The organism is Mesorhizobium sp. WSM4313, assembly GCF_002294725.1.
Taxonomy (GTDB): Bacteria; Pseudomonadota; Alphaproteobacteria; order Rhizobiales; family Rhizobiaceae; genus Mesorhizobium.
Genome location: NZ_NSFT01000042.1, coordinates 1 through 1,551, shown reverse-complemented (window position 1 = coordinate 1,551; position 1,551 = coordinate 1). Strand labels below are relative to the sequence as shown.

At 63.8% G+C, this 1,551-nt stretch carries 1 protein-coding gene; it reads left to right on the top strand.

The genetic code is table 11. The annotated features are described in order from the left end of the window. Positions 1–181 precede the first annotated feature (181 nt). Positions 182–1,528 (top strand): IS5 family transposase, encoded by a 1,347-nt coding sequence (locus CK219_RS30970; RefSeq protein WP_063169227.1) that lies wholly within the window; start codon positions 182–184, stop codon positions 1,526–1,528. The last annotated feature ends 23 nt before the right edge of the window (positions 1,529–1,551 follow it).

The following is a 1,551-nucleotide window of genomic DNA, read 5'->3' as shown; positions in this document are numbered from 1 at the left end:
GTCGGCCGTGAACTATCCGCAAGCCATTGATCTGGCCTGTTGATTGAGGCGGATAGCGGCTTTGGAATTGCAGGATTAGCGGTATTTGGACGCTGTTTTCCTGCAATTCGGTTTTGCGATTCCCTTGTGGCGCGGAGCGTGATTCACTCGGTTCGGCGGCGGCGAATCGAGGGGACAGCGAATGTCCAGGCCACGCGAGAAGCGCGAGACGGGAGAGCAGGACCTGTTCCGCTCCCGGCTCGACCAAATCATCAACATGAAGCACGAGCTGGTGCGGCTGGCGCAGGCGATCGACTGGCCGGTGCTGGAGGAGCGTTTCGGCGCCGTCTATTCGGACGGCCCCGGCATGCCGCCGCTGCCGACCCGGCTGATGGCGGGGCTGGCGATCCTCAAGCACACCTTCAACCTGTCGGATGAGGTGCTGTGCGAGCGCTGGGTGGAGAACCCTTATTTCCAGTATCTCACCGGCGAGACGTTCTTTTGCCATACGCTGCCGTTCGACCGCTCCTCGATGACGCGTTGGCGCAGCCGTATGGGCGAGGAGCGGATTATGGTGCTGTTGCAGGAGAGCCTCAGCCTCGCGGTCAAGACCGGGGCGATGAAACCGGCCGACACGCGCCAGGTGATCGTCGACACCACCGTGCAGCCGAAGAACGTCATGTTCCCGACCGACGCCAAGCTCATCCATCGGGCACGCGAACGGCTGGTGCGGCTGGCCAAGAGGACGGGTCTCCATTTGCGCCAGAGTTATGTGCGGGTCGGCAAGCTGGCGCTGATCAGCCACCAGCGCTATGCCCACGCCAAGCAGTTCAAGCGGGCCAACAAGGCGCTACGCAAGCTCAAGACCTATCTCGGCCGGACCATTCGCGACATTGGTCGCCAGATCGCCGGCGATCAGGGGCTGGACGCGCTGTTCAAATGGCCGCTCTACCAGGCCGCCACCGTTCTCGAGCAACGCCAGCGCCAGCGCGGCCGCAAGATCTACAGCCTGCACGCACACGAGGTGGAATGCATCGGCAAGGGCAAGGCGCATGCGCCCTACGAGTTCGGGGTGAAGGTGTCGGTGGCCACCACGCTGAAGCGCTCCAGGGGCGGCCAGTTCGCCCTGCATGCAAAAGCACTGCCCGGCAATCCCTATGACGGCCACACGCTGGCAAGCGTCATCCCCGACATGGAAAAGACCATCGGCAACGAGATCGGCCGCATCCTCGCCGACGCCGGCTATCGCGGCCACAACGCACCGCAGAGCCACAAGCTCAGGGTCTTCACCGCGGGCCAGAAACGCCGCGTCACCCCAGCCATCAAGCGCCAGATGCGACGGCGGTCGGCGGTCGAGCCCGTCATCGGCCACATCAAGAGCGAACACAGAATGGGCCGCAACTACCTCGCCGGCCAGCAGGGCGACACCCTCAACGCCATCCTGGCCGCCGCCGGCTACAACTTCTCCCTCCTGCTCAGGTGGCTGAAGGGGTTTTTGTCGCTCTTGATTGCCCTGCTTCAAATCCGGCCGAAGCCGGTCGCCGCTTAGGGCTCGGATTGTTCACGGTCGAC